Consider the following 20,551-nt stretch of genomic DNA (forward strand, 5'->3'; position numbering starts at 1 on the left):
GTTAAGAGTTATTGAAATAGGTATTGAAGATATACATTTTTACAGAAATTTAATAATAAAACACTTGTACTTCTGAGGTATTTTTTTGAGTATTATTAATTTCTTTCTGGGTTATTCTTCCGTTATTATCCAGTGTAAATTTAATTCTTTCAGCATTGGAAAGTTCTTTATTTACTTCTGTTTTACCATTTTTAAACTGGTTGGAAAAATTGTAGGTATTGATTTCTGTAGTTATTGCTTCTGGCTCGTATTTACATTTTTTTTCAACTCCTGATAGTGGTGTTTCAGATTCTTCTTTAAATTTTTTCCAGCCTAGTGTTTTCTGTTGTTCAACAGTTATTGGAGTCCATTTTTTATCTACAAGAACCGAAGCATTTACAATCATATATTCATACTTTTTCTCTTCGGTAATCTGATTTTTAGTATAGCTATAGGTTGTTTTCGTAAACTGATTTATCCATTTTTTAGCATCTGATTTATCTGAAGCTCCATAGTATTCAACAGCACTCATGAGTTCATTACCTGCTGGGCCATATTGAAATTCAACAATATGATTTTCATTTTCAGTATATTTCCTTACGACTTGCCCTTTACTATTATATTGATAGAGTAAGGTATAAGTTTCATTTTTCACTACTTTTCCGTTAGGTGCTATTTCTTTTTCTTTTATGCTTTCTTTTAGAATATGATCATTTTTATCATAAGTAAATTCTCTTTCTGACTGTATATCTTTGGTATTCTTCTTTTGAGAAATAAGCCTTCCGTTTTCATCATATGTGTTTTCTAACAATATTTTGTCAATCATTTTATCTTCAGCTATCCGCAATAACTGCCCATATTTATTGTAATGATACAAATATTTGTTTTTAGCATCCGGAAGATTTTTTTCGATACTTTTAATGAGTCCAAGCTCATTAAATTCTATGAGTGTAAAAAAATCACCTCCTGCGGTTCCGCTTCTTCCAATAGGATATTTATAAAAGGTAGAATACTTTTTGGGAGAAAAATATTTGAGATGGTTAATCTCCAGCAAGTCATCCGTATTCATAAACTTTGAATTTAGGATATCAAAAACATGCGATTTAAGATCAACCTTTGCATCTATTTCATGCTGTTTGCCAGGTGAGTAAAACAATACCAAATCTCTATTTTTTTCATAAGCACTCTTCTGGTTTGGGTACAGTTCTTTAGTGTTAAACTTTTCAACCTCTTTATTATATTCCTGCATATTTTGACTATTTGAATGACAACTTATTACTATGCCAATAAAAACTAACATCTTAAAGATGATTGACTTCTTATTTTTCAGTTTCATTTTTTTTCGATTTATCTATTGCTTTCATATCATCCGAGTCTTTATGAATTCTATCCCATTGCCACTTCCAAAAAGTGATCAATACATCTCCATAAATATAATCCATTACGTTTTCTGTAGTTCCTTTTTTAAACAGGTGTCCTGATTTAAAAGCATCTTCAACAAAGCCCGCGAATTTATTTGATCCTATATCAGGGAAAGAATGAGCCAGACCTAATGAGTGGGCAACTTCATGAGGAATCGTTATCCAATCTTTTTTTGCCATGATTGCAGGTCCTACGATCACATTATCAGCGCCAGCAAATATACTTTCAGATTTGCCAAATAAATTATCAATATCAAAAGGAACAAAAAATACAATGGTATCTTCATAATCAGGGTTACTTTTCCTGTATATTTCTTCTAAATAGTTTTGCACATATCCTGCATCTCCTTTATCTGAAAAAATCCCGTCTTCCATCAATTCCCAGCTTGCACCATTTTTTTTCAAATACAGATCATCATCCATATTATCAAAATCTACCTCCAAATATTCCTCTTTATCTATTTTGAAGTGACTTAATGTTTGGGAAAAGGTATCTTTAATCTTTTGTTCATAGGTTTTCAGAAATGAACTGCTAAATTTAGTTTCTAAGGTATCAAACTCATATGTATTCAGTTCCTGGTTTATTTTTAATCTCGCCTTATTCTGAATATCAATTTTAAGAATAGCTTCTTTTTTTTCTGCAATTTTCTTCAACAATGTTTCTTCGCTACTACTGAACCAACCTGTTTTACCACTTTGCACCTCTACCAGTTCGGCCTCAAGTTCGGCTTTTTGTTTCTGGAGCTTCTGCTGTCTTTTAATAATATCTTTATCTTCAAAATAATCAGGTGTAGCAGTGCCGTTTCTTTTTGACAGATATATTTTCTCATCATATCCATCTACTTTGATTCGTCCTTTAAAATGAACTTTTACATACCGGACATTCAAATCATATTCAATGCTGTTGTTGTACACATTCAGCATTCCCATCAATTCACCTGCAGTGATATAAAGAGTTGGCATTGAATCAACTTTTTTCCCTGCAGCTATGTCTTCTTTCCGTTGTTTTTCTTCGGCTTTTTCCTGTTCAGACTTTTTATGAAATGTAATGATTATACTTGTACTCTCCGTAATATAATCTAAAAATGTAATTTTAATATTTTTACTAAACTGCTTTGGACTACTTTCTGAAATCTCAAAGCTACTGCTGCCTTCATCCGTAAATTCTATTTCTATCACACCTTCCTTACCATCTATATCGATTCTTCCTTCTACGGGTTCTTCAATATTGAAAAAAACCTCAAGCTCGTAGCTTTTGTTATTTCCGGATTCGTCTTTTGCAAAGCCAGAAAACCAGGGAACAAAATAGGGTTTCCCATTTATATTTAACCCGGATTTTCCATTATTGGAACCTACGTTAATATAACCAAACTCTCCCAAAGAGATGTATTTTAAATGAGGAGCATATTCTTTTTTAAGACTATCAACCCCATCTAGAACCAGGCTTTCATAATTAAGTGGTTCACTATAGGTTGTTTCATAATTTTCTCCTGCATACCAATCAAACCCAAAATCTGGCTTAGCTGCATAATTATTTTTCCTCCTGAAAATGGCCAGTCCTTTTATGGAGTTTTTAACTTTTCTTTCATCCCCCGGAGGAGTGTCATAGGTAACTCCTTCCTGATCTCCTTTTTGTTTTACAAATTTGGAAGCGAAATTACTTATAAAGTTTCCGGCATTATTTTCAATCTCCTGGGTTGATAATTCAGATATCTTTCCACCTGCTATTTCTGTAATATTTCCCATGATATCAAATTAATAGTTAGCCCCTTTTTCTCCGCTATTATTTTTAACTTCTTTCTGGGCATTATGATGAATGGTACCTTCAGCAGAAATAACCTCAATATCTTTACTTGCGTTTCTTTTCACATTTGTAGATTCAGAAGATATATCTCCTTTTGCAACTTTCAAAATATTAGCTGCCATTAAAGAATAATCTAAAACAACATTCTGCATCATCATCCCCCCAGCGGTACTCATATGATTTACTCCCGCTCCTTCTGTAATATTTAGTCCTGCAGTAGAAGTAATATTTTCTGAAGCACTTATATTTATATTTTTTGCATTAATATTAATCGTTTCTGGTGCCGTTATATTAATATTGCTTCCGGTAGTATCCAGATGAATTTCATTACCGCTTTTATCTGTGATAATGATACTTTCATCTTCTGTGAAAACAATTCTATGCCCACTTCTTGTTTGGATAGACTTTACACGGTTGTCTGCACCTCCGCCAAGGCCTATTCCGCCATGGAACATTCCTCCCATGACAAAAGGTCTGTCAGGGTGGCTGTGAACAAAATTGACCATCACCTGATCTCCTATTTCAGGAATAGCTACATACCCGCGGTTTTGGGTAATCTGATCAGTTCCTCCTGCATCAGGGCTCATTACACGGACAAAGTGAGTGGTATCATTCATCTGCCAGTCAAATCTTACCTGAACTCTTCCCTGCCCTTCCGGATCGGTATTTGAAATTACGGTTGCAATCTGCGGTTGTGCAGCAGGTACATTGAATTCCGGTTTGGGTAAAAACCCAGTATCTGCGGCAATAGATTCAAAGGTTCCTGAATAATGTCCGATCGTATCAATTTCGTGGACAGCTTCCGTTACCATCACTTTGGTAAAATAAGAAGTCTCATTGCTGTCCGGCTTTCTCATGTGAATATCCACAATACATCCCGGATGTAAAAACGGAACTGTAGTAGATCCGGAAACAGAAAATACATTTACCGCCTCGCTTCCTGAGGTGCTTCTTTGGGAATGTTCTACATCCAGATGAGTTGTTGCTTTAATAGGTGCAATCTGAAGCGCCGGAGTTTTATAAATTTTATCGTTGTGGCCGTATGCTGTACGGGCAAGATCGCCCAAATGACTTACAGGTGTTTCTCCGGAAGTCAGTTTTTCATTTTTACTGCTGTTATAACCATAGTACTGAGGTTTTGTATGTACAGCCTTTAGCTCTACTCTGACGTTATCTGCATTGCTTCCGTAAAGCAGTTTGATAGGTTTATTCTGTGGAGGAAGTTTTCCGAAATGCAATACCTCGCCATCATAATAGAATTGTTCCCCATAAGCTTCTGCCATTCTTGCCAGGTAATTATAATGTGTTTCATTGTATTGGCTGCTGTAAATGATCTGAGAATAATCATTTGTGTCAATTCTTATATCAAATCGTTCTTTATCAATTCCCTGCTTGATTACTTCTTCAGCTATGATTCCCATATTAACGGGTTGTCCACCGCCAAAACTCTGAATATGCGGAGCTCCATCCAATAAGATCGTTGGGCTGTATCCGGAAAGTATAATATTTCCAAGACTCATTTTTTCCTGGCTGAATCCTACTTTGGTAATAATCCCCACAAAGTTTCTTTCAGGGCTTTTCTCAATATCTTTGTAAGAAATAACGGCAGTAAGGCGTTTTCCCAAAAATTTATTGGCTTCTTCAAGGGTATGGCTCTGCCTGTCTCCCAGTGCGTCATGGGCAAGGGTAAGACTGAATTCGTGGTGGCAGCTAGCTTTTTGTTTAAGAGTGAAATGTTTGTAGTACTTAATAATTTTACCTTCCACAACCAGTGACAATTTTACCAGCCGATTGATTCCTGCATGATGATTCTCGGATATTCCGTCTGCATTCTGTGACGGACGGAAGGAAGATCCTTTTGTTTGTGATTCGGTTTTCATATGCTTTGTGTTTGTGTTAAAGATAACAATATTTTACATAACAGACATTATATAAACATGTTATAGAATTAAATTTTCTGGTATAAGTTTTCATCAGGCAAAAAAAGACCGCCTTTAATAGGGACAGTCTTTTTTCTTATGAATGTTGATAATGTGTGTAAATGTTAGCTTGACGGCCAAAGTCCAGCGTACTGAGAAGTACCGTAGTCAATCGTTTCAGCGCTTATTACGAAGCTGATCAGCATACTGTTGCTGTCTATGGCATCAAAATCAACCTGATGCTGGATTACATATCCGTTCTGCCAGTTCAAAGTAATCAATGTTCCTTCTTCGTGAGATTTGTTGAATGTAATTTCACCTACTGTAGGCTTGTATTTACCATTTAATAAACTTTCAAGAATATCAGATTTTTCAGTAGCTTCTACTGTAACTTTGATCAATGCATTAGAAGGATCGGATGCTACACGTCCTGAAACGTCTGTAGATCTGGAGACGCTGTAGTTCATTTTTAACAGCTTCTGCCCTTCACCGTTGTTGAATTTTAAGATTCCTCTTGAATTTCTTTCGGCCATGATTAGTAAATTTAATCGTTAGTAATATTTTGTGATTCAGTGATTGTTTAGCAAATATAGAGGCTCTGTTCCGCTAAAAAAAACTTTTCAATATAAATCTGAGAAATTGTAGTAGTTCTACGATTTCTTGTCGTAATTCTACGACAAAAGATTTAAACACCTTAACACAACATCCACCAATACAGCATTTTAAATTAAATCCCATTTTTAAGATAAAAAACAATTTTACACTGTAAAGAGAAATAATTGGGAAATTTTAACTGAATTATGAGTGGTCAATTCGCATCGATGTGAATTTTTTCGTTCAAAGTTCAAAGTTTAAGGTGTAAGCATTTCAATTTTTCACTTCCGGTTTCAGGCACAAAAAAAGCAGAAGTATGTACTCCTGCTTTTGATATTTTAAAAATGAATTCTTAGTGCTTTGTATATTCCGGTTGTTCTGTCGGAATTCTTGACGGTGTAAAGTATTCATTAAGCCAGTAGAAAGTCTGTCCGTTCTGCTGAATCTTTACAGCCGGATTGTTTCTGTTGGCAAGCATTCTGTCTGCTAAATTTTTATAGTGATAGAAATAGTTTTTCACAGTCTCACTAGGAACAATTTTTGCTTTTTTCCAACCTTTCAGTTTGTACTTAGCCATCAGTTCTTCTTCAGAAAGATCAAACCCGGTACTCATTCCGATAGCGTAAGACATTGGAAGCTCATAAAGATCTCCTTTATCCAGGAATTTGATAGTCGGATTATATTTTTTCAGCAGCTTTACATATTCTTTCACTGCTCTTGCCTGATTAAAGTCTGGACGGTCTGCCTGAGTATTTCTGTATACTTCGGTGTAGAAAGCTTTTAAGTTGTCATATTCCGATTCAGAAATAAGGATTCCCTTTTCTATTCCCGGAGTAAAATCTTTCAGATCTTTCGGAATATATCCTTTTACAAGGAATGGACTTCCGTAGTTGATCAGCTGTGCAGCAATTCCTGCAGAAACCGGATTGGTAAGACCTGGATACAGATATTTGTATTTTACATCAACATCTGTTTTTCCTGCTCCTACGGATGAATGGAAATATTCATTAAGTGATTTGTCAATATTCTGGTTGTCTAAAGTAACCTGTGAAATAAGGCTGTCTACAGATTTCTTCAGGAATCCGGGAGTCGTAATATCACCTTTTTTAGGAAAGATAACGAATCCCTGAGACATACTCTGTTTAGGGTAAGCCAATGAGAAGAATCCGGCATCACCTTCTACCAGGCTGAAGTTATTCTTGGTAAGAACATCATATTGGTTGATGATCTTTTGCTTTTTAAGTTCAGCAATATTTTTGGCCGTATTGGTAACAACATTTTCTGCCATCAATACGAAATCATTGTAGGTATCTGATGATCTTGCGCTTGTCTGGAACATAATCAGTCTTGCCTGAGCCTGAGTAAGCGAGCTGATCACACTATACATATTTCCGCTTTGGTTGGCAGAAGTTCCTACAGTGACTACAATATTGGTTTCATCAGACACGTTTGAAAGAAGATTTCCTGCTGCTGTAAGAGCTTCACCTACCGGTTGGTACCCATTATTGCTTGCACAGTTCATCTCATTCGTTTTCTGATCAATAAACGTGGTCATCTTACTGTAGTCTGCGCTTAAGTTTGATACAGAAATATTTTCCCCGCAAGGATTATTTTTGTACAGCACCACACCATATTTAACATTGCTAAAATAAGATGGTTTTTCAAATCTAAGCTGAAGATCCTGCAGCAATGATTTTACGATAGGTGCATAAGGTGCATTTCCTGCACTTACATCCAAAGCAAAAACGATATTGATATTTTTATCTCTTTCTGTGATCTCTCTGTAACGGTCAAAATAAATAGGTTCCCCCAATACATTGGATACAAAGTTCTTGCTGTAATCTAAAATATTGGTAAAATATTTTGTTTTTGAATCCGGAGTCGGAGCTTGTTCCAGTGGAAGGTTTACAGGGAATATATTCTCAAGCTGCGTTCTTTTGTTAACGTCTGTAAGAAGAATTGCTTTTTTATTTTCGGCATCTGATCCAGATCCTCCCGGATATCCTTCATAGATTCCTAAGGCAGAATCATTAATTCCCGTTGTATTTTTCAGCTTGATAGCAGAACGCTCTCCCCAGCTTGAAATTACATTAGAACTTACCCATCCGTAAAGTCCTTTGCCGATGCTGTCTATATCAATTGAAGGTTTTTTACCTACTAAAAAGCGTTTGTTGTTTTCAGCCTGTTTGTAGACATATACAATTTGTCCGTTTGGAATCTTTACATTGGCTGTTTCAATAAGACTTGGTGAATTAAACACCATAATAGAGTCGTTCTTATAGTACCTTTCAGCATTCCTGATGACTTCGCTGTTACTTGGCACTGCGGCTACTCTTACAGGATATCCTGTTTTTTCACTTTTTAAAGCGTTGTTCCAAAGAAGAAGGTCAGATTCCGGAATCCATCCATATGTTTTGATGGATTTTGACGAAACTTTTTTCATTAAAGCATCCGGAACATATTCCGCTACTTTTACCATTCCGTCTCTATGTTTTAAAACCATTAAAGGTTCAAGGAATTTTACTTCTTTGTAAGATTTCTCATCATCTTTATCCAGATAGGCCGTATTTCTCGATCTGTCTGAAATAACGATCCATGGAGCTGACTTTTTAGGATAACCGTTCACTACAGGGGAAGCATCCACCTGTCCGTACTGTGACGGTTCCGGGGTTTTCTTTGACGGCAGTTTTACCTGGCAACTCGTCAATAATACTGATAACCCTATATAATATGCTGCTAGAGGAAATTTATTTCTCATCCTATTTTATCTTTAATGATTGGCGCATCCGTAAAACCGGATGATATTATTTGCTTTGGTTGATTTCTACTTTAGTTACACACTCCTGTTTATCATCCAGGTTCACTTTTACAGTCTGTATCACCGTGTTTTTGTCAAACTGAAGACCGGCACAATACATGTAGAAGTTGTTCACTTTGCTGTCATTTACCTTTACTACTGTGTTTTCATTGTTACACAGATAGGTTTTCAACAGGTAATTGTAGTGCATATTGAAACTGTTTCCATTTGCAATCTGCTGCAGGTGATATTTGAAATCGTTATCTACCTTTGCGTAAGAGTCTTCTACAGATACTTCTTCTTCTGCAAGAGCATCATAAGCCGGAATAATTTTGATATGGTGATAAATAGGCTCCTGAGTTTCTTCAGTGTATAGCGTTACCACATAGTCTCCGGGTTTTTTATAAGAGTAGATTGTAAACTTATCTTTAGAATCTGTATTTCCTGTTTCTCCGAATTTCCATGCAAAAACTTTTGCATCAGAAATGGCACGGAAAGAGACGCTTTCATTTTGCATAGCCTGAGCTACTGCTTCTATAGTAGTTGCTGCTTTTGCTGTATCTTTTGCTTTCTGAACGCTTCTTGCGCCTACCATTACAGGGAAAGATTTCGTATACTTATTGTCAACGATCAAACTCACCTGATAGTATCCCGGTTTATTGTAGAAGTGAATTCCACTGTTTTTATCTGAAGTTGTACCGTCTCCGAAATTCCATCTTTTGGTTTTCGCAAACTGGGTTTTATCTTCGAATAAAAGCGTGTCTCCTACCGCCAGTGAAGACGGATAAACCACCCCAACAATATCATCGGCTGAATGGATAACTTTTTTCTGCAGCCATAGAGCAACCAATGCTGCGATGAGCAAAGTTGCGACAACACCGATAATAATGTTTTTCTTGTTCTTTTGAAAATAATTCATAGTTAATAATTGTGATGTGTTCTATATAAAATTCCTAGTATTTATACTACTTATTGCACTCTCGCTTTCAGGTCCTGCTCACGCTGATAAAGCCTGTTCTGCTTGTCCTTAAATCCGATTCTGCATTCATCCACCTGCTTCTGGAAAATCTTAATATCTTCTGTAGTGGTTGAAATCACTTTTTTGTCATCAAAGTACATTTTATAGAATTTTGCGATCTGAGGATAGGCATCTTTTCTGATATCAATAACATCAGTACTGCTGAAATAGCTGTTAAGATCATTCACCCCTAACTGAATATTATTTTCTATAAAAGGCTGCGGACCGTCATTGGTAAGCTTTGTGATCATGGTATAAGTACTGTCCATGATTGGGATCACAATTTTCTGATGATGCTCAAATTCAGCTTTCTGTTCAAGATTCTGAATCCCTCTTACGTCTTCATCAGAAAATGGAGATACAAATCCTTTTAAAAAGATTACTCCCAAAAATAACATAGCAGTCACTAGCATCAGTATTAAATAAAAAAACTGATAATGCCTTTCTTTCTTCGATAATGTGATTTGTCCTTGCATATCTTTTCTTTTTATCTTCTTCTTTTACTTCCTGTGAAATTTCTTGTTGGGTCTTTTCTAAGCTCGTTATTGGTTACTTTTATTTTACCCATACATTCATCCAGATCTCTTAGAACGGTTTTCTTCTTATATTCTACCTCAATGATCTTGGCCTTTAAAGTCATCATAGGCACTATCTGCTTCATCAGTACAGCATAATGCTTAAAGCTTTGTGCACTGTCTTTACCCATAATGTTTTTGGCATCTCTCACGTTATCCATAATACTGGTTCTGAGAAACACGTCATTCTCCACCTTATTAATACTAAGCTGGTTCATTTTGTCATAAATTTCATCAATATGATCTTTCAGTACGTCACTTCGAAGCATGAGTTCTTTATAAGCTTCAGCTTCCCGGCTAATCCCTTCACGTTGTATATCATAACTCTTAAAGAAGAGAAATAAACACGTAAAAGTTACAACCGACAAAACGACAAAAGACAGAATAAACTTCCAAATGCCTATTCTGACGTCAGATTTGTTTAATTTTTTTTCCCTGTTAGAAGACATAATTTGCGATTTGTTTGGCCTGTGAAAATATAAAAAAAAAATTTTATGCACAATACGTAATTTCCCCAAGTCTGTTTCGTAAAAACCCTGATTAAATTAATATTAATTTTCACTTTGATAAGTTTTTCATAAATTAGACCTCTAAATTTTAAATATCATTCGCCAAATCGATATTAAGAATGAGTAAAATATTATCTAATACCGTACGTTTTTCTATTGCTGACAGTGATTTTTATTTTAAAAAAATAATGATCAAAACTCTCATGGAGAATCCTTTCTATATGCTCCTAAATGACTGTAACAATGGACACGAGCTGGTAAACAGAATCTACAGAAGACAGGAGGATGTGTTCATTATTGAGCTCTTTATGCCCGTGTTAAGTGGAATTGAAGCCATCAAATATATCCGAAAAAACAACTCGGAAACTCCTATTATTACCTATTCCGGCACTTATCAGGAAGATATGGCTGAAATCCTTTCAAAGATTCCTAATATCTATTACTGCCAGAAAAAAAGCACTATTATAAAAGATATCATCAAAGGAAGCATAGCTTCTGAAGACTTTGACTATCAAACCTATTCCAAAGAATGGGAGCAGCAGCCGCTTGCAGTACAGGAATATATGGACAGACAGAAAAAGGGTCAGGAAGAGCTTTCTCCGGCTGAAATACAGCTGATGAGATTCTGCTATGAAGGCTTCAGTAATAAAGAAATTGCAGAAAAACTTAACCTGAGCACAAGAACTATTGACACTTATATCAACCGGCTTACAGAAAAGCTGGGGCTGAAAACCAAGCTTCACCTTATACGTTTCTGCGTAGAAAACGGATATTACAATTCCAGTTTATAAAAATTCTGATTTCAGATTTAAAAAATTAAAATTCCGGATAACAGATGGAGGCTGAAGAGGCTTTGTGAACACTTTGTTTAAAGTAAGAAAACCCTGCAGAACCTATCGTTACCGGCATTTATTAAATTTTGTTCATTATTTTTTTGTACCTTTATGCCGCTAGATTATTTTATTGTTAAATTATAATAACCCTGCCTTAATATACTATATACATTAAAAGCTCAACGATTTGAATAAAAATATTTTGCCACTAATTTGCTAGTATTCAATTTTTTTAACTAAATTTGCACACCTAAAATTTAAAATTAAAATAAGGAAATGACAAAGGCAGAATTGGTAAACACCATCTCAAATAAGTTGGGAACAGAAAAGAATGAAACACAGAAAGTTGTAGAAGCTTTTATGCAGGAGATCAGAACTTCTATGTATAATGGGGATAACGTTTATCTAAGAGGTTTTGGATCTTTTATCATTAAAACAAGAGCTGCTAAAACAGGAAGAAATATTTCTAAGAACACTGCAATTGAGATACCTGCTCATAACATTCCTGCTTTCAAACCTTCAAAATCTTTTGTTGAGAAAGTAAAGACTAAAGTTGCAGTAAAATAAGAACATTAACTGAATATTAACTAGTTACTAAAAATTAAAATTATGCCAAGCGGAAAGAAAAGAAAAAGACACAAGGTTGCGACTCACAAAAGAAAGAAAAGAAGAAGAGCAAACAGACATAAGAAAAAATAATCTCCTCTTTTCGAGATTTACAATATAATAATATAGTTGGTGGTTTTTAGTTTCTAAAGTTCACCGACTATATTTTTGTTTGCAACTATAAGATTCCGCGGAAAGCGGATGGTTTCAAATATTATTTTAATAAAAATATAATGGTTTTCATTCAAAATCCTTATATTTAATAGATGAATTAATCAAGAAAAACATCCACTTCCTATAATCTTAACAATTTTATCTTATTAAAAAATGAAGAAAGAACTAATAGTTTCGCATGAAGATGATCTTACAAAGATTGCACTACTGGAAGACGGAAGACTATGTGAACTTCATGAGCAAGAGGACAAAAGCGATTTTATAGTTGGAGATCTGTTTATAGGAAAAGTAAAAAAACTAGCACCCAATCTGAATGCAGCATTCGTGAATATCGGATATGACAAGGATGCATTTCTGCATTACCAGGATCTGGGACCTCAGTATCTTACATACAGGAAGTTTTTAAAAGATACTATTTCTAAAAAACAAAGCACTTCAAGCTTAAAAAATTTCGAGATACAACCCGAAATAGACAAAAATGGAACGGTAGATAAAGTAATTGCCAAGGACGATATAGTTCTGCTGCAAATCACTAAGGAGCCTATTTCTACAAAAGGCCCAAGAATCTCTACCCAAATCTCTCTGACAGGACGTTTTCTGGTTCTGATTCCTTTCGACAATAAAGTTTCTATTTCCAAAAAGATCAGAAGCTTTGAAGAAAAGGAAAGGCTGAGAACCCTTATCGACAGCATCAAGCCTGAAGGTTTCGGGGTTATTATCAGAACAGTAGCCGAAGGAAAAAAAGTAGCAGACCTTCATAATGATATGAACCAGCTGGTTCAGAAATGGGAAAGCACTTTTAAAAACATTCAGAAAAATAAAGTTCCATCCAAAGTTTTAAGCGAAGAAGACAAAGCTTCAGCTATTTTAAGAGACAATTTTAATCAGGATTTCGTAAATATCATCTGTGATGATGAGCAAATGGTAAGCGAAATGACAAATTACGTAGAAGTAATTGCTCCTGAAAAGAAAAATATTGTCCAGTTTTATGATTCCCATATTCCTCTTCTGGAATATTACAATGTTGAAAAACAGCTTAAACAGAGCTTTGGAAAGCACGTAAACATTCCAAGTTCCAAAGGCGCCTATCTTGTTATTGAACACACAGAAGCACTTCACGTCGTTGACGTCAACTCTGGTAATAATATTACCACTGGAACTGCTGTCAACAAAGAACATGCACTGAAAGTGAACAAAATGGCTGCTACTGAAATCGCAAGACAACTTCGCCTCCGCGATATGGGAGGGATCATCGTAATCGATTTCATAGACATGCCGAATTCTGATCACAGAAGAGATCTCTACGAGCATCTGAAAGAGGAAATGAAACGTGACAAAGCACGTCACAAAATCCTTCCTCCAAGTAAATTTGGACTGATCCAGATTACCAGACAAAGAAACCGTCCGGAAAAACAGATCGAGACCAAAGAAGAAAACCCGAACAAAGACGGAGAAATTGTAGCTCCTATTGTTATCGTGGAAAGAATGGGTGAAACCTTAAGAAACATCCTGCAGAAAGAAAAAGGAAAAATCTACCTGCATGTACACCCATTTGTAGAAGCCTATTTAACCAAAGGCATCAAAAGCATCCAAATGAAATGGTTTATCAAATACAAAAAATGGGTAACCATTGTTCCAAGAGATTCTTTTAAATATTTGGAATACAAAATCTACAATGCTAAAAAAGAAGAATTAATAGAATTCTCTAATTAAAACAAAATTCAACCTCTGGTTTTTACCGGAGGTTTTTTTTATTACTTTTGCCAGACATAAAAACTCAAACAAATAATGAAAAAAAATTTATTACTGGCTATTCTGGTGATCCAGAATATCTCTGCCCAGATTGTGTCTAAAGACAATCTTTTTGCTTCAAACGGTATCTATTCCACTACCAACTATGATGCCTGGTCTAAAATGATTCAAAACTCAGACGGAAGTATTTATTTTACTTATACCAAGAATAACGGAACCACTCCCTCACCCTCTTTTTTATCAAAATTAAATGCAAATGGTTCTGTAGATTCAACTTTTGGGAATAATGGTGAAATTCAATTACCTTATACTTCAAATGACAGCCAACTGAAAATGCAGTCAGATGGCAAGCTCTTGATTCATGCTTTTGACTCCGATACAGACACCAATTACTCAGCAATTATTAGAATACTTCCAAATGGACAACCAGATTCATCGTTTGGTATCAATGGAATTTCAAAGATTCCTGATATCAATCCCGATCTTAATGTCCGGGGGTACGGGCTGGCTCTTCAGAATAATAAAATAATCGTTTACGGACAGAAAACAATTATTCCTTTACAAGACCCTACAGGAATTATATGCAGACTGAACGAAAATGGAAGTCTTGATACTACTTTTGGAATAAATGGCTTTATCAGTAATTTTTCAAGCTTTAGCTTAGTAGCTTTAGACAACCAATCCAATATAATCTGTTTTGGGTATAACAAGGCAGATCCTACAGGTTCAGCATATGTTGGCGCTGTGGCAAAATACAATGCAGACGGACAACTTATTACTGGTTTTGGGAACGCAGGTATTGCCAACCTAACTTTCAATCCAGGATATATTCAATCTGCAATACTTGACAGCAATAACAATATTATTTTTTCAAGCTTTGATCCGAATGCAGCCGGAAGCCTTAACAAAATCAATGCAAATGGAACTTTTGATCCCTCATTTGTCGCTAATTTCAATTCATCTTTTTCTTCTTTGAATGATATTTTGAGTATTGTTGAAAAAAATGGTTACTACTACATAGGAGGAATGAATTATGCCCAGAACGGAGGTGAGTTTTTCATTTCAAAAATTACTCAAAATGGACAAATAGACCCTGTTTTCAATTATTTTGTGGAAACAGATTCAAACTTGACAACCATTGGTGATATGATCATCAACGACAGTAATATCATTGTTAACGGAAGTGGCTATATTGTAAAATACCTTCTTAATAATATGACACTGAGAGCAGCTAATCCGGTTAAGCCTGCTTCTGCCATTGCAATTGAAAACCCTGTCGGCCAAAACCTCATCTTCAACTCAAAGGATAAAGTGGCTAAAATAGAAATTTTCTCTCTTGGAGGGCAGATAATAAAAATAATAAAAGATTCTCATTCTTCTGTTTCAGACTTACCCAAAGGTAGCTATACAGCAAAGGTGACTTTCGAGAATGGCAACACAACGAATAAGAAACTTATCAAAAATTAATAAGAATTCATATTTTATTTTTTAAAAAAGTATTTGCTTAATTTTAGCAGATACTTTTTTATTTTCAAATCAAAATGAGCAAACACCATCATTACAAAACCACCATCCAGTGGACAGGAAACAAAGGAACCGGAACAAGCGGATATAGAGATTACGAAAGAAGCCACACGATTTCAGCAGAAAATAAAGTGGTTATAGAAGGTTCATCTGATCCGGCATTTCGTGGTGACAGAACAAAACATAATCCGGAAGAAATGCTTTTATCTTCTCTTTCCTCCTGCCATATGCTATGGTACCTTCACTTCTGTTCTGAAGCTGGTATTATTGTAATAGAATATACTGATGAAGCAGCGGGTAAAATGGAAGAAACAGCCAACGGAAGCGGCCATTTTACGGAAGTAACCTTACATCCTAAAGTAACAGTTGCAGAAGAATCAATGATTGAAAAAGCGGAGCAAATTCATCATAAAGCCAACGAATATTGTTTCATCGCCAACTCAGTCAATTTTCCGGTGAAGCATATCCCTACCACGTTAGTTAAATAGTACCACATCTTAAATTAAATTCCGGAAACACTGATGAATATTATACTTTAACAGTAATAACTCTAAAAAACTCCACTTAAAGAGAATTATTTAATAAAAAATCAACAAAAATAATGTTTTACCATCAATAAAAACACAATAATTTTAAAATATTTGTCAATTTTATTCAAAATATAAAGTTTTTTTACTATTTTTATATAAATAAAACAGACCATGATGAAACCAAGATTGACCATTTTTGATGAACCCATGCTGTATACAGAGGGATTATCAAGACTGCTAACACAAAGCAAAATCTTCAGTACAATTGACATTTGTAATTCTTTGGAAACCCTCTCCAAACACTTAAAAGAAGAACCTTCTGAAATGCTTGTCATGAGTTCTAATATGCTCATGCTTACAGATATCTGCAAGTTGGTAGAAAGTATCATTTCTGAACATAAAAATACCAAAATCATTGTTATAGGAAGCTCTTATGATGTGATAGATATGCGGAAGCTCTTCAACAAAGGTATCAAAGGTTATCTGGACAAAAACTGTACCTATGATGAGTTCCTGAAATCCATTAATATATTACTCCTTAATGAGATCTATATCTGTGACCATGCAAAGGAAAAAATGATGAACTTCATCAGCAGCGAACAGGGAAAACAAAATCCCCACATCAAAGAACCACTCACCCGTCGTGAAATGGAAATTCTTAAACTGATCTGCGACGGATGCAGCAGTAAAGACATCTCTGAAAAACTTTTTATCAGCATCAATACGGTAGAAACACACCGAAAAAGAATTCTTTTGAAACTCAATGCGAAAAACTCAGTCGGAATTGTAAAATATGCTATTGAGAATCATATTATCGACTGAAATTCTCCCATGAAAAACTCAGAAAAATTCCAAACTTTACAGTCTGGAATTTTTTTATGCCTGAACTCATTCTTGATACTAGAATCAGACGCAATTTATTATTAATCCTTTTTCATTGTAAGATGAGAAGTGAAACCTGGAGATCAGAAATTGAGCGATGAAAAAGTTTATATAACTTTATCCTTATTGTTTTATCTGCAAACAATCCAAATTTCTAATCTCCGGCTCACCACTTGGAACTTTAAACTTTAAAACCCTGGACTTTTAATATCATTAAACAATGTGTTTTGCAAAGCCAGTCATTGAATAATGAAAAGCAGCTAAACAAAATTAAACATTAAACTTAAGAACATTAAACCTTGAATCTTATTCATAATCCGGCATCTCCCCGTTGCTGAAAAGCGCTGTTCGGGTAAGATCCGTCATACTGCTGTTAAGATCAATGACCATTACATTTCTTTGCGAAATATTATCATTGGAAGTATTCATAAAAATGATCTGCGCATTATTCGGTGAGAACCTTGGATCAAGATCATTGGTACCTAACACTTTTTCGCTTTCAGCAGAAATATCGCTTATGACATCTGTGACCAGATTATAAATGAAAATATGTGAATCCAGCTGTCGGTAATTTCCGCTTCCATCCAGATATCCTGAGACATCACGGGTAAAGAGAAGAAGCTGTCCGTCTACAGAGAAATTCAATCCACCGCTGGCTCCCACAGAACCGGACAATACGGTTTTCAGGACACTTCCCGTCATATCGATAACATAAACTTTAGTGTTATAACCATTATAATCATTGGTTTTCAAAGCTATTTTACTTCCGTCATAGCTCCAGTCGCATTCGGATATCATACTTCCGTCAGGAGTGGTATATACCAGACTCAGACCGCTGCCGTCTTTATTGATCCTGTACAGCTTATTAAAGTTGGAATAAATAAGCTCCTTACCATTGGTGCTCCAGGCAAAATCCATTTCATAATTATTAAAACCTGCTACAGCCACCGTTGTTACTTTAAAAGGATTGGAGCCATCAGGATTGGCTGTATAAATATGAGTACTTCCACCTTCTGTACGAAGAAATGCAATGAGACCTGCATTATTGTTCTTACGTGGCCGCCAGCTGTTGTAGGAAGAATTGGTAAACTGGAAATTATTTCCCTGATCATCACTGGAGATGATAACAAAGTTTCCATTCTGTTTTTGGGTATAATGATACCTGTTGGCCGGCACCGTATTGGTGGTGAATTTACTGGTAGAGCTTAAAACTGGCTGGTGAATGCCGTCCGAAACAGACACCTGCCAGAAGTAACTTACACCAAACTTCAGATTTGAAAGCGTATAATGATTAGCTGTCAAATCATTAACCTGAATCACATTAGTGTCAAGATTATTTTTAATTGCCAAACTGTATTTTAAAACATCCGCTGTATCCGGATCTGTTGCGCTCCAGGTTAATTCGACGCTCAAAGGTTGATTTACTGCGTTATCTATCGGACTTAGCAACTGTGGTGTAGCGGGAGGAGAATTCAATGATGTATCATCATCCATCTCAAAAACTGCCGTTACCACTTGATTTTGATTCTGTATATTGACAGACTGGAAGCTGGTAATATATCCTGAAAGTTCTGCTTTTACAGAATAATTTCCTACCGGCATGGCTGCGATTTCAAAAGTACCGTCTGTACCACTGAAAACCGTCTGTGTTGTAGGATTGGTAAAAATTTTCACATTGGAAAGCGGCACATTACTGCCTCTTTTTACGACTTTTCCTTTTAACATTCCTGTTTGAGCCTGTTCTACAAGGTCTTCATTGCATGAAAACAGACAAAAAGCAAAGATGAATATGCTGAGTATTTTAATTAAAGTTTTCATAATTCGTGTTTTTTATTTGTTTCCGAAGTAAAAGTTGATTCCTATACCAAAGCGAAAAGCCTGATCTTTTCTTTTTCCGTTCACAAGGCCTTCCCAGTCGTCTTTGAAGCCCAGGTCATATTGAGCTGAAGCTCTCAGTGAAACATTCCGGCTGATCATATATTCCAATCCGCCTCCGAACTGTCCTTTATATTGAGGTTTATATTTTGAATACATAGCTCCTGCTCCACCATAAATGTATGGGCTGAATCTATATTTAGGAAAAAGTACATATTCCAGATTCACTTCGGGACCGAAATAGTTTCTTTTTGCAATATTTGAATTTTCAAGAGTAAAATAACTTCCATTTATTTCTACATTCAGGTAAGGAGTAAGAAAATATTTAAATCCTATTTTACCTCCAACATTCATTTTAGCCCCTACATAATCATCTTTCACTTTCTGTCCTTCCACATTGGCAAATACAGAAACTTTCTGTCTGTAGTTCTCAGGATATTTGCCGCCTACTGCTCTTCCGTCATTTTGCTCCTGTTCTCTGTTATATTCATTGATTAAGGTCTCGTATCCTCCATTAGTATCCACTGCTTTCCCCCATATTTTATCTCTTATTCCTTCTACAATAAGAGATTTTACTGCTTTTTCAATAGCCTCGGTGACAGCAAGCTGAACGGGCTCATTTTGGGTAAGTCCTACCTCAGCCTCCAGGAGTCTTTCCGTATCAATATATCTGAAAAAACTTCCGTTGACGCTGGTTGAAAGAATGGTTTTAGAAGTGTAAACTGTTTTAAGAATTTCTCCGTTAAGGGTAGAGACAGCACGAAGGTAAATAGTAATTCTATCCTGGCGGTACTGTGTAGAAGCACCGATACCGAAATACCTTGCTCCAAGTCCTCCGGTGAGAATATTGCTGTCATAGGAGATTACGCCGCCTTCAAGAAGAATTCCGGCATACAAAAGAGGAGGAAGTGCCTGAGTGTTTTTATCTGCATCCTTTATATATTCCTGTCTTGTGGAACGGATGATTTGTCTTTCATTCAGAAGATTGGCAATATTTTCCCTTTCAATAGGGATAAACCAATGGCTGTCTTCCAGTGCTTTGATAAGAATGGTGGTGGTTCCCTGAGGGACTGCCGTACTCCAGTTGTTTCCGTTTTCGGAAGGTTTATACTGGCCGGTCTGATCCCTGAATTTGTAGACCCCTATTACAATTTTTTCTTTGGGAAGGGGAAGGTTTTTCAATTCTGCGGTAGAGGAAGTAACCTCTCCCATAGTTGGCTTTTCGGGATCCGAAGGTAAACCAAATATTGAACTACAAGCCTGCAGAATGCATAGCAGGAAACTACAGAAAAAGATTCTGGTGTAAGTGTAGGTTGTCATGGTAAGTTTATTTTTAGTTATTTCCTATTTCGGAATTACGATCTCGGACTGATCGCCATTGCTGGTATCCAAAATATTGATTAAAAGTCCCTGATTAGTATTGGTAATCTGTAAGTAAAGCGATCCGAAAAGATAATTTCCGGGCTTTATATTTCCATCACCAAACTGTTCATCAAACAGTTTTCTTGAAAGTTCGCTGAGAATCTGTCTGTTGAGACTCTGGGTAAAGCTGTCAAGAGAATTTACACGATCCAGCAGATCGCTGAAATCATTTTTTTCATCAAATTGGTTTTGTGCATTGGCAGAGCTCAAAAGCCACTGATAATTAAACGTGTCTCCTCCAAAAGCCGGATTGACCGGTTTGTAGACGAGCTGCTGAGATTTTCCGTAGAAAATACCCGCAATAAAGGTCAAAAAAATGATAAAGGTTTTCATGGCG

17 protein-coding genes are annotated in these 20,551 nt (G+C 35.7%); 6 read left to right on the forward strand and 11 right to left on the reverse strand.

Annotation, left to right across the window (positions count from 1 at the left end):
- Positions 1-49: 49 nt before the first annotated feature.
- The 8 genes from AC57AW_RS01890 to tssO form a co-directional block, all read right to left on the reverse strand.
- The gene (locus AC57AW_RS01890; protein ID WP_496350636.1) at positions 50-1,315 is read right to left on the reverse strand and encodes a hypothetical protein; all 1,266 of its coding nucleotides are present in this window, start codon (positions 1,313-1,315) and stop codon (positions 50-52) included.
- A complete protein-coding gene (locus AC57AW_RS01895; RefSeq protein WP_496350637.1) occupies positions 1,299-3,146 on the reverse strand; it encodes a hypothetical protein in 1,848 nt (615 codons plus the stop codon). The genes AC57AW_RS01890 and AC57AW_RS01895 overlap by 17 nt, the downstream gene beginning before the upstream one ends.
- A gap of 9 nt (positions 3,147-3,155) precedes the next feature.
- Positions 3,156-5,084, reverse strand: coding sequence for a type VI secretion system Vgr family protein (locus AC57AW_RS01900; protein ID WP_496350638.1), 1,929 nt, complete (start codon positions 5,082-5,084; stop codon positions 3,156-3,158).
- A gap of 164 nt (positions 5,085-5,248) precedes the next feature.
- A complete protein-coding gene (tssD, locus tag AC57AW_RS01905; protein WP_034697144.1) occupies positions 5,249-5,656 on the reverse strand; it encodes a type VI secretion system tube protein TssD in 408 nt (135 codons plus the stop codon).
- A 413-nt stretch (positions 5,657-6,069) separates the two neighbouring features.
- Positions 6,070-8,475: a type VI secretion system protein TssR domain-containing protein gene (gene tssR / locus AC57AW_RS01910; RefSeq protein WP_496350639.1), complete on the reverse strand. Its 2,406-nt coding sequence runs from the start codon at positions 8,473-8,475 to the stop codon at positions 6,070-6,072.
- Between the two features lie 46 nt (positions 8,476-8,521).
- The gene (locus AC57AW_RS01915; RefSeq protein WP_318849068.1) at positions 8,522-9,433 is read right to left on the reverse strand and encodes a PKD domain-containing protein; all 912 of its coding nucleotides are present in this window, start codon (positions 9,431-9,433) and stop codon (positions 8,522-8,524) included.
- A gap of 50 nt (positions 9,434-9,483) precedes the next feature.
- Positions 9,484-10,008: a type VI secretion system transmembrane protein TssO gene (locus AC57AW_RS01920; RefSeq protein WP_496350640.1), complete on the reverse strand. Its 525-nt coding sequence runs from the start codon at positions 10,006-10,008 to the stop codon at positions 9,484-9,486.
- An 11-nt stretch (positions 10,009-10,019) separates the two neighbouring features.
- The gene (gene tssO / locus AC57AW_RS01925) at positions 10,020-10,556 is read right to left on the reverse strand and encodes a type VI secretion system TssO (protein WP_318849066.1); all 537 of its coding nucleotides are present in this window, start codon (positions 10,554-10,556) and stop codon (positions 10,020-10,022) included.
- Positions 10,557-10,735: 179 nt separating this feature from the next.
- Here tssO and AC57AW_RS01930 point away from each other — a divergent pair, with 179 nt between their 5' ends.
- The 6 genes from AC57AW_RS01930 to AC57AW_RS01955 all read left to right on the forward strand — a co-directional run bounded on the left by AC57AW_RS01930 (position 10,736) and on the right by AC57AW_RS01955 (position 16,857).
- A complete protein-coding gene (locus tag AC57AW_RS01930) occupies positions 10,736-11,407 on the forward strand; it encodes a response regulator transcription factor (RefSeq protein WP_149388314.1) in 672 nt (223 codons plus the stop codon).
- Positions 11,408-11,725: 318 nt separating this feature from the next.
- On the forward strand, positions 11,726-12,016 hold the full coding sequence (locus AC57AW_RS01935; RefSeq protein ID WP_002984212.1) for an HU family DNA-binding protein: 291 nt from the start codon (positions 11,726-11,728) through the stop codon (positions 12,014-12,016).
- A gap of 366 nt (positions 12,017-12,382) precedes the next feature.
- Positions 12,383-13,942, forward strand: a complete 1,560-nt coding sequence (locus tag AC57AW_RS01940) for an Rne/Rng family ribonuclease (RefSeq protein ID WP_318849065.1) — start codon at positions 12,383-12,385, stop codon at positions 13,940-13,942.
- Between the two features lie 75 nt (positions 13,943-14,017).
- Complete coding sequence (locus AC57AW_RS01945; protein ID WP_496350641.1) at positions 14,018-15,448, forward strand: T9SS type A sorting domain-containing protein; 1,431 nt, start codon at positions 14,018-14,020, stop codon at positions 15,446-15,448.
- A 74-nt stretch (positions 15,449-15,522) separates the two neighbouring features.
- Positions 15,523-15,993, forward strand: coding sequence for an OsmC family protein (locus AC57AW_RS01950; RefSeq protein WP_496350642.1), 471 nt, complete (start codon positions 15,523-15,525; stop codon positions 15,991-15,993).
- A 213-nt stretch (positions 15,994-16,206) separates the two neighbouring features.
- Positions 16,207-16,857 carry a LuxR C-terminal-related transcriptional regulator gene (locus AC57AW_RS01955; protein WP_318849062.1) on the forward strand — a complete coding sequence of 217 codons (651 nt, stop codon included), beginning with the start codon at positions 16,207-16,209 and terminating at the stop codon, positions 16,855-16,857.
- Between the two features lie 366 nt (positions 16,858-17,223).
- On the opposite strand, the gene AC57AW_RS01960 is transcribed toward AC57AW_RS01955, so the two are convergent.
- Genes AC57AW_RS01960 through AC57AW_RS01970 form a run of 3 tightly spaced genes read right to left on the reverse strand, consistent with a single transcriptional unit; the run spans position 17,224 to position 20,547 of the window.
- Positions 17,224-18,735, reverse strand: a complete 1,512-nt coding sequence (locus tag AC57AW_RS01960; RefSeq protein ID WP_318849061.1) for a carboxypeptidase-like regulatory domain-containing protein — start codon at positions 18,733-18,735, stop codon at positions 17,224-17,226.
- Between the two features lie 12 nt (positions 18,736-18,747).
- Complete coding sequence (locus AC57AW_RS01965) at positions 18,748-20,112, reverse strand: CsgG/HfaB family protein (protein ID WP_496350643.1); 1,365 nt, start codon at positions 20,110-20,112, stop codon at positions 18,748-18,750.
- Between the two features lie 24 nt (positions 20,113-20,136).
- Positions 20,137-20,547, reverse strand: a complete 411-nt coding sequence (locus AC57AW_RS01970) for a curli production assembly/transport component CsgF (protein ID WP_264519018.1) — start codon at positions 20,545-20,547, stop codon at positions 20,137-20,139.
- Positions 20,548-20,551: the final 4 nt, after the last annotated feature.

Source organism: Chryseobacterium sp. BGA-UO-ETr-SB22 (assembly GCF_059567885.1).